Annotated in this window: 13 protein-coding genes; 8 read left to right on the plus strand and 5 right to left on the minus strand. The window is 61.6% G+C overall.

What is annotated here, in order from left to right; genetic code table 11:
• Window positions 1–22 precede the first annotated feature (22 nt).
• Complete coding sequence (rpoE, locus tag EJD88_RS19560) at window positions 23–604, minus strand: RNA polymerase sigma factor RpoE (protein WP_003172477.1); 582 nt, start codon at window positions 602–604, stop codon at window positions 23–25.
• 462 nt (window positions 605–1,066) lie between these two features.
• Between rpoE and nadB the strand changes: the two genes are divergently transcribed.
• A complete protein-coding gene (gene nadB / locus EJD88_RS19565) occupies window positions 1,067–2,683 on the plus strand; it encodes an L-aspartate oxidase (RefSeq protein ID WP_099587500.1) in 1,617 nt (538 codons plus the stop codon).
• On the opposite strand, the gene EJD88_RS19570 is transcribed toward nadB, so the two are convergent.
• Both EJD88_RS19570 and EJD88_RS19575 read right to left on the minus strand, forming a co-directional pair.
• The gene (locus EJD88_RS19570) at window positions 2,652–3,098 is read right to left on the minus strand and encodes a protein YgfX (RefSeq protein WP_099587501.1); all 447 of its coding nucleotides are present in this window, start codon (window positions 3,096–3,098) and stop codon (window positions 2,652–2,654) included. The genes nadB and EJD88_RS19570 overlap by 32 nt on opposite strands.
• On the minus strand, window positions 3,082–3,336 hold the full coding sequence (locus EJD88_RS19575; RefSeq protein WP_158878794.1) for a succinate dehydrogenase assembly factor 2: 255 nt from the start codon (window positions 3,334–3,336) through the stop codon (window positions 3,082–3,084). The genes EJD88_RS19570 and EJD88_RS19575 overlap by 17 nt, the downstream gene beginning before the upstream one ends.
• A gap of 140 nt (window positions 3,337–3,476) precedes the next feature.
• Here EJD88_RS19575 and EJD88_RS19580 point away from each other — a divergent pair, with 140 nt between their 5' ends.
• Together EJD88_RS19580 and EJD88_RS19585 are read left to right on the plus strand one after the other, a co-directional pair.
• On the plus strand, window positions 3,477–4,418 hold the full coding sequence (locus EJD88_RS19580) for a folate-binding protein YgfZ (protein ID WP_158878795.1): 942 nt from the start codon (window positions 3,477–3,479) through the stop codon (window positions 4,416–4,418).
• Window positions 4,419–4,454: 36 nt separating this feature from the next.
• The gene (locus EJD88_RS19585; RefSeq protein WP_158878796.1) at window positions 4,455–5,276 is read left to right on the plus strand and encodes an HDOD domain-containing protein; all 822 of its coding nucleotides are present in this window, start codon (window positions 4,455–4,457) and stop codon (window positions 5,274–5,276) included.
• Here the strand turns inward: EJD88_RS19585 and EJD88_RS19590 are convergent, their stop codons facing one another.
• Entirely contained in the window at window positions 5,277–6,662 is a 1,386-nt protein-coding gene (locus EJD88_RS19590) for a sensor histidine kinase (RefSeq protein WP_099587505.1), read from the minus strand.
• On the minus strand, window positions 6,655–7,326 hold the full coding sequence (locus EJD88_RS19595) for a response regulator (RefSeq protein WP_099587506.1): 672 nt from the start codon (window positions 7,324–7,326) through the stop codon (window positions 6,655–6,657). Before EJD88_RS19595 ends, EJD88_RS19590 begins: the two co-directional genes overlap by 8 nt.
• 235 nt (window positions 7,327–7,561) lie before the next feature.
• Here EJD88_RS19595 and EJD88_RS19600 point away from each other — a divergent pair, with 235 nt between their 5' ends.
• From EJD88_RS19600 to EJD88_RS19620, 5 genes are all read left to right on the plus strand, one after another.
• Window positions 7,562–8,854, plus strand: a complete 1,293-nt coding sequence (locus EJD88_RS19600) for an OprD family porin (protein WP_099587507.1) — start codon at window positions 7,562–7,564, stop codon at window positions 8,852–8,854.
• A gap of 48 nt (window positions 8,855–8,902) precedes the next feature.
• Complete coding sequence (locus EJD88_RS19605) at window positions 8,903–9,886, plus strand: tripartite tricarboxylate transporter substrate binding protein (RefSeq protein WP_099587508.1); 984 nt, start codon at window positions 8,903–8,905, stop codon at window positions 9,884–9,886.
• A gap of 61 nt (window positions 9,887–9,947) precedes the next feature.
• Window positions 9,948–10,406 carry a tripartite tricarboxylate transporter TctB family protein gene (locus EJD88_RS19610; protein ID WP_099587509.1) on the plus strand — a complete coding sequence of 153 codons (459 nt, stop codon included), beginning with the start codon at window positions 9,948–9,950 and terminating at the stop codon, window positions 10,404–10,406.
• 1 nt (window position 10,407) lies between these two features.
• Window positions 10,408–11,922 carry a tripartite tricarboxylate transporter permease gene (locus tag EJD88_RS19615; protein ID WP_099587510.1) on the plus strand — a complete coding sequence of 505 codons (1,515 nt, stop codon included), beginning with the start codon at window positions 10,408–10,410 and terminating at the stop codon, window positions 11,920–11,922.
• Window positions 11,915–12,943: an AbrB family transcriptional regulator gene (locus EJD88_RS19620; RefSeq protein ID WP_158878797.1), complete on the plus strand. Its 1,029-nt coding sequence runs from the start codon at window positions 11,915–11,917 to the stop codon at window positions 12,941–12,943. Before EJD88_RS19615 ends, EJD88_RS19620 begins: the two co-directional genes overlap by 8 nt.
• Window positions 12,944–13,029 lie beyond the last annotated feature (86 nt).

A 13,029-nucleotide genomic window follows, 5' to 3' on the forward strand; every position in this document is an offset into this window, starting at 1 on the left:
CTCTTGGCTGTCGCCGCTGTCTTTAGTTCTCTTGCAACAACGGTTGCAAGGCTTTATCGATGGCTTCCCGGGCCCGGAAAATCCGTGACCTTACAGTCCCCACCGGACACTGCATGACGCTCGCAATGTCTTCGTAACTCAGACCATCGAATTCACGTAAAGTTAACGCTGTACGCAAATCTTCTGGCAATTGCTGAATAGTGCGATGGACGGTGCCTTCAATCTCGTCGCGCAGCAATGCACGCTCCGGCGACTCGAGATCTTTGAGGCCGTGATCACCATCGTAAAATTCTGCATCTTCCGAACTAACATCACTATCCGGTGGGCGGCGTCCGCGAGACACCAGATAGTTCTTCGCCGTGTTGATGGCGATGCGGTACAGCCACGTGTAAAACGCACTGTCACCGCGGAAATTGCCCAGTGCACGGTAGGCCTTGATAAAGGCCTCTTGTGCAACGTCCTGCGCTTCATGGGTGTCGTGCACAAACCGCACGATCAACCCGAGAATTTTGTGCTGGTATTTCAGCACTAGCAGATCAAATGCTCGCTTGTCGCCGCGTTGAACGCGCTCGACCAGCTGCTGATCCTCTTCCTGGGTTAGCATGAACACTCCTCGTTGTACTTGAAGGAGGCTTGCATAACTAAACGATCAGGCTTGCAAACATAGACTCGGACTTTTCGCAAAAGTTCTCCCCCTTCAAGCAAGTTTCCGGCATGCACTGATTTGGCACGCACGAAAAACGCAGCGCGGGTAACGCCGGCTGCGCGAATAATCTTGTCGCCGGTTTTCTGACGCGTCCAATGCTCCCGACGGGCCAATAAACTCAACGTTTCCCAGCTTTCGGGCAACCTGCTATTGAGTCAGGGCTTATGCAAAAAGTTCCCGCCTCAATAACCAGCTGATTTTACCCAAGCCGTGCACCGTAATCTCACATTGCCACGAATGCCTGGCTATTGTGCCGCTCCCCCCCTCTATATACTAGTGGCCCGTGTGACCCTTTGATTCGCCGATCCAGGCGTCCTGTTTGCGCCTGTCCTCTGGATCGCTTTTTGCGGAATCCTTCAAATGAGCCAACAGTTTCAACACGATGTCCTGGTGATCGGCAGCGGCGCGGCCGGATTGAGCCTTGCGCTGACCCTTCCCAGCCATCTGCGCATTGCGGTCCTGAGCAAAGGCGACCTGGCCAACGGCTCCACATTCTGGGCCCAGGGCGGCGTAGCCGCTGTGCTGGATGACACCGATACGGTGCAATCCCACGTCGAAGACACCCTTAACGCCGGCGGCGGCCTGTGCAACGAAGACGCGGTGCGTTTTACCGTCGAGCACAGCCGCGAGGCGATCCAATGGCTGATCGACCAGGGCGTGCCGTTTACCCGAGACGAACACGCGAGCAGTGACGACGGCGGCTTCGAATTCCACCTCACGCGCGAAGGCGGCCACAGCCACCGCCGCATCATCCACGCCGCCGACGCCACCGGTGCCGCGATCTTCAAGACCCTGCTCGACCAGGCTCGCCAGCGCCCCAACATCGAATTGCTGGAGCAACGCGTCGCCGTCGACCTGATCACCGAAAAACGCCTGGGCCTGGACGGCGAGCGCTGCCTCGGCGCCTACGTGCTCAACCGCGCCAGCGGCGAAGTCGACACCTATGGCGCACGCTTCACGATTCTCGCCTCGGGCGGTGCGGCCAAAGTCTACCTCTACACCAGCAACCCCGACGGCGCTTGCGGTGACGGCATCGCCATGGCCTGGCGGTCGGGCTGCCGGGTCGCCAACCTGGAATTCAATCAATTCCATCCGACGTGCCTGTATCACCCACAGGCCAAGAGTTTCCTGATCACTGAAGCCCTGCGCGGAGAAGGTGCACACCTGAAACTGCCAAATGGCGAACGCTTCATGCAGCGCTTCGACCCACGTGCCGAACTGGCCCCACGGGATATCGTGGCCCGCGCCATCGACCACGAGATGAAACGCCTGGGCGTCGACTGCGTATACCTGGACATCAGCCACAAACCGGAAGACTTCATCAAGACCCACTTCCCCACCGTCTATGAGCGCTGCCTGGCGTTCAACATCGATATCACCAAAGGCCCGATCCCCGTGGTGCCGGCCGCGCACTACACCTGCGGCGGCGTGATGGTCGACCAGCATGGCCGCACCGACGTGCCCGGCCTGTATGCGATCGGTGAAACCAGCTTCACCGGCCTGCACGGCGCCAACCGCATGGCCAGCAACTCGTTGCTCGAATGCTTTGTTTATGCCCGCTCAGCCGCTGCGGACATTCTCGACCAACTGCCGCGCATCCCCGTGCCGGCCGCCCTGCCTCGCTGGGATGCCAGCCAGGTCACCGATTCGGACGAAGACGTGATCATCGCCCACAACTGGGACGAACTGCGGCGTTTCATGTGGGACTACGTGGGGATCGTGCGCACCAACAAGCGCCTGCAACGGGCTCAGCACCGCGTGCGTTTGCTGCTCGATGAGATTGATGAGTTCTACAGCAACTATAAAGTCAGTCGTGACCTGATCGAATTGCGCAACCTGGCGCAGGTCGCTGAACTGATGATTCGCTCAGCCATGGAGCGCAAGGAAAGCCGGGGCCTGCATTACACCCTCGACTATCCGCAGATGTTGCCCGAGGCCCGCGACACTATTCTGGTGCCAACCACCTACGGCGGCTGAACTTCAGGCGTACCCGCAGGCGCCGATGCACATCGGCGACCTGCGAATCCCGCGGCACACAGACCGAACGCAGCCACCACTCGCCCTGCACCCGATAGCGCAACACGACAATCAGCGGCAACGCCAGGCTGTCAGGGCGCAACTGCACGCTGTGCCATCCCCGCTCATGACTGAACAACTGCCAACCCTCCTCATCACGACGCAGGCCAACAACCGACGAGCGGTGGGTCAAGAGGATATGACGTGGCAGCACCCAGGCCGCATGGGCCAGGCACACCAGCACGCCAAGGAAAGCAAAGGGAACATCGAGGACCAAACAGGCGCCCAGCGCAAACAGCTGGGCAAGCACATACGCCGCCAGCAACAGCCGTGAGGCCTGCCAACGGCATTCAAAGCGATTACTTGGGCTGAACACGGTCCAGAATAATCCGAACCATACGCTGCAACTCAGGATCTTCCGATTCGGCGCGTTCCATGAACCAGCCGAACATGTCCTGGTCTTCGCATGCCAGCAGACGGACATAAAGGTCGCGATCTACTTGATTGAGCGTCGCATAAACCTCTTTGGTGAAAGGCACCAACAACACATCCAGTTCCAGCATGCCACGACGGCTGTGCCAGTAGAGGCGATTGATTTCTACATCTTCGACCATGGAGCGCTCCTCAAATAGAGCGCAAGTATACAGGCCCGACGGCACCGGAACAGTCGGCTTTGGTCGCCCCATATGGAAACTATCCATTTGCCGGGCGCCCCTCTATGATGCACCCATGACTTTTTGACCTGCGATGACCCATGGCTGACTCCGCTTTTTTCTGCTCGCTGTCCCACGAAGGCGTTCTGGCCGTCCGCGGTTCCGACGCTGCCAAGTTCCTGCAGGGCCAGCTCACCTGCAACCTCAACTACCTGAGCGACACCCAGGCCAGCCTCGGCGCGCGCTGTACACAAAAAGGCCGCATGCAGTCGAGCTTCCGCATCCTGCTGCAAGGTGACGGCGTATTGCTGGCGATGACCACTGAGCTGCTGGAACCACAGCTGGCCGACCTGAAGAAATACGCAGTGTTCTCCAAGTCCAAGCTCACCGACGAAAGCGCCGCCTGGGTGCGTTTCGGGCTATCGGACGCTGACCAAGCGCTTGGCAGCCTGGGCCTTGAGCTACCGGCCGAGACCGACAGCGTGGCGCGTGCCGAAGCGCTGGTCGCCATCCGCGTCTCGCCAGCCCGTGCCGAACTCTGGGTGCCTGCCGAGCAAGCTGACACCGTGCGCAGCCAACTCGCCGCGCACTTGAAGGAAGCCGACTTGAACGAATGGCTGCTCGGCCAGATCCGGGCCGGCATCGGCCAGGTCATGCCGCAAACCCGCGAAGTCTTCATCCCGCAGATGCTCAACCTGCAAGCGGTGGGCGGCGTGAGCTTCAAGAAAGGTTGCTACACCGGCCAGGAAATCGTCGCGCGCATGCAGTACCTGGGCAAACTCAAGCGTCGCTTGTATCGCCTGAGCCTCAACGCGGCTGACATGCCCGAGCCAGGCACCCCGCTGTTTTCACCCAGCCACAACAGCTCGATCGGCGAAGTGGTGATTGCCGCAAAAGCTGACCAAGTGATTGAACTTCTGGCCGTATTGCAAGCCGAAGCAGCCGATAGTGGCGATGTGCACTTAGGCACGCTGGAAGGCCCCGTTTTGCAGCTGCTTGAGCTGCCTTACACTCTCGACCGCGATCGAGAAATCCAGCGTTAGTCGCCGTACCTTTTTGCAGCACCCTAGAGAGCATGAATGAACAAACTGGCGGAAAAAATCCAACAGGCGTTGGTTAAGGCCATCAACAACGATGACCTGGTTCTGCCGACATTGCCGGAAGTGGCCCTGAACATCCGTCAGGCCGCTGAAGACCCGGAAATCAGCATCAGCCACTTGAGCAAAGTCATCGGTCGCGACACCGCGCTGTCGGCGCGCCTGATCAAAGTGGTCAACAGCCCGCTGTTGCGCGCCACCCAGGAAGTCACCGACCTGCACACCGCCATCACCCGGCTGGGCACCAACTACAGCAGCAACCTGGCCATCGGCCTGGTGATGGAACAGATCTTCCATGCCCGCTCCGAAACGGTAGAACAGAAAATGCGCGATGTGTGGCGCCGCAGCCTGGAAGTGGCGGGCGTCAGCTATGCCCTGTGCCGCAGCCACAGCCAGCTCAAGCCGGACCAGGCTGCGCTGGGCGGCTTGGTGCATCAGATCGGCGTGCTGCCGATCCTGACCTACGCCGAAGACCATTACGAACTGCTGTCGGATCCGGTCAGCCTCAACCATGTGATCGACAGCATCCACCCGGCACTGGGTGACAAATTGCTCAGCGGCTGGGACTTCCCGGAAATGCTGGCGAAACTGCCGGGCCAGTACCTGAACCTGGAGCGCGACTCCGCCAGCCTCGACTACATCGACCTGGTGCAGATCGCCGTGCTGTACTGCCATCACGGCACCGAGCACCCTTTGGCAAGGGTAGAAGTCTCCAACGTGCCGGCAATGAAGAAACTGCGCGTCGACCCCTACAGCGAAAAACTGCGCGCAGAGCTGGATGAAGCCCGCTCGATGTTCGATTGATCAACCGGCGATAAAACTCACCCGCACCTTCAACCCCGCCTGCGCACCATCGTGCAGGCTGATCTGCGCCAGATGGGCGCGGCAGATTTCGCCGACAATCGCCAGCCCCAGGCCGGAGCCCATGCCTTGCTGGCTGCGGCGGTAGAAGCGCTCGAACACCCGGTCGCGCTCATCCAGCGGAATACCCGGGCCGTCATCTTCCACCTCCAATACCGCCGGCGCCGTCACCCGCAGAATCACGTTGCCGCCCGGCGGCGTGTGGGCCAGGGCGTTGTCCACCAGGTTGCTCAGCAATTCGTTCAGCAGCGTCGGCTCGCCGCGCAACCACACCGGCTCGTCGGCCTCCAGCGCCAACGCCACGCCACGTGCATGGGCCAATGGCGCCATGGCCATGCCCAGCTCGCGGGCCAACTGGCTCAAATCCAGCAACTGCGCGCCACCTTCGGCAATTGCTCGGGCGCCGTTTTCGATACGCGCCAGGGACAGTAATTGATTGGCCAAATGGGTCAGACGGTCGGTGCCTTGGGCTGCGGTTTCCAGGGTGCTGCGCCAGGTCGCCGGGTCTTCGGCGCGCAGGCCGAGCTCCAGGCGTGCCTTGAGTGCCGCCAAAGGCGTACGCAGTTCGTGGGAGGCGTCGGCGATAAACTGCGCCTGGCGTTCGAACTGCCCGCGCAGGCGTTCAGTAAAGTGATTGAGGGAACGCACCAGCGGGCCGAACTCGTGCTGCACTTCCACCAGCGGCAATGGCCGTAAGTCGTCGGGCTGGCGCTCTTCGACTGCCGTGCGCAGGCGCTCCAACGGGCGCAGCGCTGCACTCACGGCAAACCACACCAACAGCAACGCGCCAATGGCCAGCATGCCCAGGCGCAACAAGGTGTCGGCCATCAGGCTGCGGGCCATGCTCACGCGGGCTTCGTCGGTTTCGGCCACGCGGATTTCCGCCATGCCGTTCATGTTCGGCTCCGAGACAGCCTTGAGCAGGCTGACCACGCGCACCTCCTGGCCCAGATACATGGCGTTGTAAAACCGCGCAAGCGCCGGATAGTCATCGGTGCGCGGCGTGCCAGGCGGCGGGCCGGGCAGGTTCTCGTAACCGGAGATCAGCTTCTGGTCGATGTCATTGACCTGGTAATAGATACGCCCGGCGCTGTCGTAGGCGAAGGTGTCCAAGGCCACATAGGGCACGTTGGCGCTGAGGGTACCGTCGACTTGGGTCAGCCCAGCGGCGATGGTCCGCGCCGAGGCCAGGAGCGTGCGGTCGTATGCGGTGTCGGCGGCTTCGCGACCGTTCCAATAGGCGCTCATGCCGCTGGCCAGCATCAGCAGCACCAGCAACAGCGCCAGGTTCCACAACAGACGCCAGCGCAGGCTGCTGGGCTTATGCATCGCGGGCTTCCAGCAGGTAGCCGAGGCCTCGGAAGGTCACGATGGCGATGGGCTGGCCATCGAGTTTCTTGCGCAGGCGATGCACGTAGATTTCGATAGCATCCGGGCTGGCCTCTTCGTCCAGGCCGAACACCTGGGACGCGAGTTGCTCCTTGCTCATCACCCGGCCGGGCCGGGCGATCAACGCTTCGAGCACGGCTTGCTCGCGGGAGGTCAGGGTCATCAGCTCGCCGCCCACGGTGAAGCGCCGCGTATCGAGGTCGTACACCAGCACGCCACAGGCCTGCTGGCGCTCGCCGCCCAGCACACTGCGGCGCAGCAGTGCCTTGACCCGTGCTTCCAGCTCCGTCAATTCGAAAGGTTTGGCGAGGTAGTCATCGGCGCCCAGATTGAGGCCATGCACACGGTCTTTCACATCGCTGCGGGCGGTCAGCATCAGCACCGGCAGATTTTTTCCACGGGCGCGCAGACGGGCCAGCACCTCGAAACCGTCCATGCGCGGCAGCCCCACATCAAGGATCACCGCCGCATATTCCTCGCTGCTCAAGGCCAGGTCTGCGGCCACGCCATCGTGCAGTACATCGACGGTCAAACCCGTGCTCTTGAGCGCCTGGGCGACACTTTCGGCAAGTTGCAGATGGTCTTCAACCAGGAGGACACGCATGGATTTCTACCTCGTTCATGGGTGGTCGATGCCACGCCTTGGCGGGCAGTTTACAGGCGCCGCCTGCCCTGTGAAGCCCGAAAACATTGAAAGGCAGTTGAAAGGTTAGTGAAAGCTTCGCCCTTTAGCATCCAGACACGGTAGGCCCTGCCTGCCCAGCTACCTCAACCGTAGCGCCCGAAAAACGCCTCGATGCGTTTTCGCCAGAATAAGAACAATAACGGAGTGCACCACGATGCTGTCGACCCAGCCCCAGGCTTGCCCGCCTGTTCGTTTTTCCCGCCTGACCCACACCGCCCTTGCCAGTGCCGCGGCCCTTGCCGGCTTTTCGCCGCTTAGCCAGGCTGCCTTCTTCGAAGACAGCAGCGCGACCCTGGAAACCCGCAACATGTACTTCAACCGCGACTTTCGCGACGGCACCAGTGCGCAGCAATCCAAGCGCGACGAATGGGCCCAGGGCTTCATGCTCAACCTGCAATCAGGCTACACCGACGGCACCGTCGGTTTTGGCGTGGATGCGCTGGGCATGCTCGGGGTCAAGCTCGACTCCAGCCCCGACCGCACCGGCACCGGCCTGCTGCCGACCCATGATGATGGTCGCGCCGCCGATGAGTATTCCAAGCTGGGTTTGACCGGCAAGGTGAAGATCTCCGCCACCGAGTTGAAGATCGGCTCGCTGATGCCTGAACTGCCGATCCTCAAGCCCAACGACGGCCGCATCCTGCCGCAGACGTTCAACGGTGGCCTGCTGACCTCCAGGGAATTCAAGAACCTGACGTTCACCGGCGGCCGCCTGGACAAAGCCAAGGACCGCGACGACAGCAACTACGAGGACATCGCCCTCAACAACAAGAACAGCCGCTTCCTCAGTGGCGCCACCGGCAAGCACTTCAACTTCGGTGGCGTGGACTACAAGTTTGCCGACAAGATCACCGGCAGCTACCACTTCGCTCAACTCGACGACGTGTACCGCCAGCACTTCCTCGGCCTGGTAGCCGCACGCCCGATGGGCCCCGGCACCTTCGCCACCGACCTGCGCCTGGCCATCAGTGATGACACGGGTGCCGCCCGTGGCGGCAAGATCGACAACACCTCTCTCAACGGCCTGTTCAGCTATGCCCTCAATGGCCATAAGCTCAGCGCCGGCTACCAGCACATGTCCGGCGACAGCGCCTTCCCGTATGTGGATGGCAGTGACCCGTACCTGGTCAACTTCGTTCAGATCAACGACTTTGCCGGTGCCGACGAGCGTTCCTGGCAGGCGCGCTATGACTACGACTTCGCCAAGCTGGGCATTCCCGGCCTGAGTTTCATGAGCCGTTACCTGTCGGGTGACAACATCAAGCTCAAGAACGGCGAAACCGGCAAAGAGTGGGAGCGCAACACCGAGATCAAGTACGTGGTGCAAACCGGTACGTTCAAAGACGTTGCCGTGCGCCTGCGCAACGCCACCTACCGCTCCAACTATTCGGCCCGTGACGCGGATGAAATGCGCGTACTGGTCAGCTACAGCGTTGCCCTTTGGTAAGGGTGCTCAGGCAGTAGAACCTCACAACAAAAAAAGACGGAGATAACCATGACCCCTTCACTGCGTAAGTTTGCCCTCGCCGCCGGCTGCATGCTGTTTGCCGGCCAACTGTTGGCCGCCGATGAACCCAAGCGCCCGGAATGCATCGCCCCGGCCTCCCCCGGCGGTGGTTTTGACCTGACCTGCAAACTGGCGCAAAGCGCGCTGGTCAACCAGAAGTTGCTGAGCAAGCCGATGCGCGTGACCTATATGCCTGGCGGCGTGGGTGCGGTGGCTTACAACGCGGTGGTCGCCCAGCGCCCTGCCGATGCGGGCACTCTGGTGGCCTGGTCCAGCGGTTCGCTGTTGAACCTGGCACAAGGCAAGTTCGGTCGCTTTGACGAAAGCGCCGTGCGTTGGTTGGCGGCCGTCGGCACCAGCTACGGGGCTATCGCCGTGAAAAGTGATTCGCCCTACAAGACCCTCGACGATCTCGTAAAAGCTTTGAAGAAAGATCCGGGCAGCGTGGTGATCGGTTCCGGCGGCACCGTCGGCAGCCAGGACTGGATGCAAACCGCCCTGATCGCCAAGGCTGCCGGGATTAACCCCCGCGAGCTGCGGTATGTGGCCCTCGAAGGCGGCGGCGAAATCGCTACGGCCCTGCTCGGTGGTCACATCCAGGTGGGCAGTACCGACATCTCCGACTCCATGCCGCACATCCTGAGTGGCGATATGCGCCTGCTGGCGGTGTTCTCCGAGAAGCGCCTGGACGAGCCGGAAATGAAGGACATTCCGACCGCCAAGGAGCAAGGCTACGACATCGTCTGGCCAGTGGTGCGCGGCTTCTACCTCGGGCCAAAAGTCAGCGATGCCGACTACGCCTGGTGGAAAGACGCGTTCGACAAACTGCTGGCCTCCGAAGAGTTCGCCAAGCTGCGCGACCAGCGCGAGTTGTTCCCGTTCGCCATGACCGGCCCGGAGCTGGACACCTACGTGAAGAAACAGGTGGCTGACTACAAAGTGTTGGCCAAAGAGTTCGGCCTGATCCAGTAATCGCCCCCCTGTTCGCGCAGCCACGTCTGTGCAGAGCACAGACGTGGCTCAGGAGTTTCCCATGCTCTTACAACGCATTTTCGCGGCCGTGCTGTTACTGGCCTGTGTCGGCCTGGCGCTGATGGCCTGGCCCTATCAGGCGGCTTTTTCCTACGAGCCCGTAGGCCCAAGGGCCTTCCCATTGCTGCTGCTCGGGCTGATGGGCCTGGCACTTTTTTACATGCTGATTCGTCCGCAACCGACCAAACACACCGACGATGAACCCGCGCTGGACCGACCCACGCTGATCAAGATCGGGATCTGCGTGGCCTTGTTGCTGGTGTTTGCCGGCACTTTCGAATCCCTGGGTTTCATCCTCAGCAGCATGCTGATTGGCATTCCGATGGCTCGGCTGTATGGCGGCCGCTGGCTGCCCGGTGCGGTGATCATCACATTGATGAGCGTCGGTCTTTATCTGCTGTTCGATAAAACCATGGACGTACCGCTGCCCCTCGGTCTGCTCGACGTTCTGGAGAACTGATATGGATACTTTTGGCTATTTGGGCCAGGGCTTCGGCATCGCGCTGAGCCCCTACAACCTGGTGACCGCGTTGTGCGGCACCTTGATCGGCACGGTGGTCGGCCTGTTGCCGGGCCTGGGCCCGATCAACGGCGTGGCGTTGTTGATCCCTATCGCGTTTGCCCTGGGCCTGCCGCCGGAATCGGCGCTGATCCTGCTGGCGGCCGTGTACCTGGGCTGCGAATACGGCGGCCGTATCAGCTCGATCCTGCTGAACATCCCGGGCGAAGCCTCCACCGTGATGACCACCCTCGACGGCTACCCGATGGCCCGTAAAGGCCTGGCGGGCGTGGCGCTGTCGTTGTCGGCATGGAGTTCGTTCATCGGTGCGTTTATCGCCACCTGCGGGATGGTGCTGTTCGCCCCGCTGCTGGCCAAGTGGGCGATTGCTTTCGGCCCGGCTGAATATTTCGTCCTTATGGTGTTTGCGATTGTCTGCCTGGGCGGCATGGCCGGTGACAAACCGCTGAAGACGTTTGTCTCGGCGCTGATCGGCCTGTTCCTCGCGTGTGTCGGCATCGATGCCAACAGTGGCGTGTACCGCTTTACCGGTGACAACATCCATCTGACCGACGGCATCCAGTTCGTGGTGCTGGTACTGGGCCTGTTCTCGATCAGTGAGATCCTGCTGCTGCTGGAGAAAACTCATCGCGGCCAGGAAGCGGTGAAAGCCACCGGACGCATGATGTTCAACGCCAAGGAAGCCTTGTCGGTGTTGACCGTGAACCTGCGGTGCGGCGTGTCGGGCTTCATCATTGGCGTCTTGCCAGGCGCCGGCGCGACCATGGCTTCAGCCGTTGCCTACATGACCGAGAAACGTATCGCAGGGGCCAGCGGCAAGTTCGGCCAAGGCGACATGCGCGGCCTGGCTGCGCCGGAAACCGCGATCGGCGCGTCGGTCTGCGGCGCCATGGTGCCGATGCTGACCCTCGGCGTACCCGGATCGGGCACGACAGCGGTGATGATCGGCGCACTGTCGCTGTACAACATCACGCCAGGCCCGCTGCTGTTCCAACAGCAACCGGACATCGTCTGGGGCCTGATCGCGTCGTTGTTTATCGCCAACATCATGCTGGTGATCCTCAACATCCCGATGATCCGCATCTTCACACGCATCCTCGCCGTGCCGAACTGGGCGCTGGTGCCGGTGATCGCCATCATCACCGCGATTGGCGTCTACGCAGTGCATGCCACCACCTTCGATCTGTTCCTGATGATCGCTATCGGCATCTTCGGCTACATCCTGCGCAAGCTGGACTTCCCACTGTCGCCGCTGCTGCTGGGCTTTATCCTCGGTGGCCTGATGGAGCAGAACCTGCGCCGTGCCCTGTCGATCTCCAACGGTGCGCTGGAAATCCTCTGGTCGAGCCCGATCACCTTTGGTGTCTGGGTACTGACCGCCATCATGCTGCTCGTACCGTTGCTGCGTATCTGGCGCAAACGTGCGCAACAGCGTCGTGCCGTGGCCGATGTCTGAGGTCACCTTCAGACATTGGTGGGGAACACCGCTGGTCGGCCTGGCCGGCGGTTACCTGGCCAGCCTCGTCGGCTGGCCGTTGCCGTACATGGTCGGCTCGTTGCTGGCGATCATCCTGGTGCGTTGTCTCACGCCTTGGCAGTTGGCCGAGATTCCCGGCGGGCGCAAATGCGGCCAATGGGTGGTGGGCATCGGTATCGGCCTGCACTTCACCCCGGTGGTGATCGAACAGGTGATGAGCCACTTCGGCCTGATCTTCTTCGGCGCGCTGGTCACCAGCCTGTCGAGCGTGGTCGGCGTGTGGCTGATGCGCCGCAGCGGTGAAGACCGCGCTACTGCGTTTTTCTCCAGCATGCCGGGCGGTTCCGGCGAGATGGTCAACCTCGGCGCCCGCAATGGCGCGGTGCTCAGCCGTGTCGCGGCGGGCCAGAGCCTGCGGGTGCTGGTGGTGGTGTTGTGTGTGCCGGCGATCTTCAAGTACTTGCTGGAGGGCGGTGCGCCGCAGTTTCATCCGGCGCCGGTAAGTTGGGTCTGGCTGGCGTTGCTGTTTCCAGTCGGTGCGCTGGTAGCCTGGGGATGGCAGCGTTTGCGTCAGCCAAACCCGTGGTTGTTCGGGCCGTTGCTGGTGAGTGCCACCGCCAGCGTGGTGTGGGATCTGCATATCGGTTTGCCTGACGGCGGCAGCCAGATCGGCCAATGGCTGATCGGCAGCGGTTTAGGCTGCCACTTCAACCGTCAGTTCTTCCGGCGCGCTCCGTCGTTCATGGCGCGCACCCTGATCGGCACCGCGCTGACCATGGCGCTGGCGACGCTGGCCGCGGTGGGCTTGAGCGCCCTCACACATCTGGACCTGCGCTCGTTAACCCTGGGCATGATGCCCGGCGGCATTGCCGAGATGAGCCTCACGGCCGAAACCCTGCAACTGTCGGTGCCGCTGGTGACGGCGATGCAGGTGATGCGGTTGTTGTTTGTGTTGTTTCTGGCGGAGCCGTTGTTCCGGCATTGGAACCGTCAGCCCTGACCCCTCTGTTTCAAGTGGCCCGTCCTGGGCCACTGCCATTCGTCGGCACTGTTATTTCTCACAGGTATCCGAACAGTTCCTCGTGA

Source organism: Pseudomonas sp. PB105 (genome assembly GCF_009764655.1).
GTDB lineage: Bacteria > Pseudomonadota > Gammaproteobacteria > Pseudomonadales > Pseudomonadaceae > Aquipseudomonas > Aquipseudomonas cyclaminis.

What these genes read in the sequence shown, in the direction of transcription:
- rpoE (WP_003172477.1), bottom strand. Translation starts at nt 604, where the DNA reads ATGCTAACCCAGGAAGAGGATCAGCAGCTGGTCGAGCGCGTTCAACGC.
- nadB (WP_099587500.1), top strand. Translation starts at nt 1,067, where the DNA reads ATGAGCCAACAGTTTCAACACGATGTCCTGGTGATCGGCAGCGGCGCG.
- EJD88_RS19575 (WP_158878794.1), bottom strand. Translation starts at nt 3,336, where the DNA reads ATGGTCGAAGATGTAGAAATCAATCGCCTCTACTGGCACAGCCGTCGT.
- EJD88_RS19580 (WP_158878795.1), top strand. Translation starts at nt 3,477, where the DNA reads ATGGCTGACTCCGCTTTTTTCTGCTCGCTGTCCCACGAAGGCGTTCTG.
- EJD88_RS19585 (WP_158878796.1), top strand. Translation starts at nt 4,455, where the DNA reads ATGAACAAACTGGCGGAAAAAATCCAACAGGCGTTGGTTAAGGCCATC.
- EJD88_RS19590 (WP_099587505.1), bottom strand. Translation starts at nt 6,662, where the DNA reads ATGCATAAGCCCAGCAGCCTGCGCTGGCGTCTGTTGTGGAACCTGGCG.
- EJD88_RS19595 (WP_099587506.1), bottom strand. Translation starts at nt 7,326, where the DNA reads ATGCGTGTCCTCCTGGTTGAAGACCATCTGCAACTTGCCGAAAGTGTC.
- EJD88_RS19600 (WP_099587507.1), top strand. Translation starts at nt 7,562, where the DNA reads ATGCTGTCGACCCAGCCCCAGGCTTGCCCGCCTGTTCGTTTTTCCCGC.
- EJD88_RS19605 (WP_099587508.1), top strand. Translation starts at nt 8,903, where the DNA reads ATGACCCCTTCACTGCGTAAGTTTGCCCTCGCCGCCGGCTGCATGCTG.
- EJD88_RS19610 (WP_099587509.1), top strand. Translation starts at nt 9,948, where the DNA reads ATGCTCTTACAACGCATTTTCGCGGCCGTGCTGTTACTGGCCTGTGTC.
- EJD88_RS19615 (WP_099587510.1), top strand. Translation starts at nt 10,408, where the DNA reads ATGGATACTTTTGGCTATTTGGGCCAGGGCTTCGGCATCGCGCTGAGC.
- EJD88_RS19620 (WP_158878797.1), top strand. Translation starts at nt 11,915, where the DNA reads ATGTCTGAGGTCACCTTCAGACATTGGTGGGGAACACCGCTGGTCGGC.